This window comes from Photorhabdus kayaii (genome assembly GCF_025384895.1).
Lineage (GTDB): Bacteria > Pseudomonadota > Gammaproteobacteria > Enterobacterales > Enterobacteriaceae > Photorhabdus > Photorhabdus kayaii.
In genome coordinates, this window is record NZ_JAJAFZ010000178.1 from 1 (window position 1) to 1,329 (window position 1,329).

At 30.1% G+C, this 1,329-nt stretch carries 1 protein-coding gene; it reads right to left on the reverse strand.

Going from position 1 to position 1,329, the window contains the following annotated elements:
- Positions 1-586 precede the first annotated feature (586 nt).
- Positions 587-1,234, reverse strand: a complete 648-nt coding sequence (locus LGZ98_RS23735; protein ID WP_223121418.1) for a DUF4225 domain-containing protein — start codon at positions 1,232-1,234, stop codon at positions 587-589.
- Positions 1,235-1,329 lie beyond the last annotated feature (95 nt).

Here is a 1,329-nt window from a genome sequence, read left to right on the forward strand (position 1 = left end):
CCAGCCATGATGATTTAATAGAAATAATAATTTCGGTATAATCCATTATTGTTTTTCACCAGTAATTTATCGTCAACATTTAAACTTCCTTGGGAACATTATCATGATTAAAATTGAAAACATCACCGCACTTAATCTTATTACCTCATCATTTAAATTCAAAAATCTAAATGGTGGAATTAAGGAATAACCAAATTTAGATATAATTAACTGATCTATACAAAAAGAAAACAAAAACAACAGGTTAATTATGAATAGAAAAATACTCTTTTTACTTTCTGTGTATTTTTTAATAAATAAAAAAACATAGAAAAAATTATTATAAATAAAAAATATAATAAAAAATATAATAAAAAATCCATATCAGATGATTGAGTAGATATAATGAGTTCCCAGGGCGGGATTCTACTTTGTATAAAAATCAATCGTCACACGGATATTGATAATTTCGCATATTCAATATGCTTTTATTGATAGGTTTTAATATCTCTTTTGTATGTTTATTGAGCTCGCAAAGGGTTATTTTTACTCACAATAACCATATTAAAAATGTGAGATCCGACCCTGAATGAGTTCCTGATCCATATTATTTCTCTTCTTCTGTTATCTTATAAATACTCCAAAGAGTAACACCATCAACCGCCATTTCCATACTTAAGCTTAAAGAATCCATTTCTTTCCATCCTCTGGTAAAATCGCTATTAATATTTCTAAATAAACTCCAAGATTTCTCTCTTGGCTTCAAAACTTTTCTAAAAATGCCATAACCTGAAAGCACTAAATCAACAGTTGCATAAGTAATATCTGCATCTTTATCACTTAAACCAATTTTATTAGCAACATACCTATATCCTTCTCTGATACCACCATTAATATTTTCTCTATACAGTAAATAATATCCATTTTCAACAACATTATTATACCCATGAGCCATTAATGGCGCACCGAATGAGGCACATGCTAACCCTAAAGAAGCTTTACAGACTGTATAACCTGCAAGAATTTGAGTGCCACCACCAACAAACCCAATCTGTTTTAATATAAGATTAGTATAACTTGATTTCTCTTTTTCCCTTTCAATTATTGCATATTGCTTTACTCTGTTTGCTGTTAAATAGAAAGCTTGTTCTTTCAGGTGATCTATTTCAAACTGAATAATCTCAATTGCACCATTTGAAGATAAACAGTGAATACGAACCTGACCTAGTACTACAGCCGTACTTACTTTTTTCAACAGAAAAGACACTCATAGAAAAGCTTAATTCATGCGGCTTCTCAGAATTGTGAGTATCAAGGAAAATGCAACTTTCTGGTATCTACGGCTGTAGT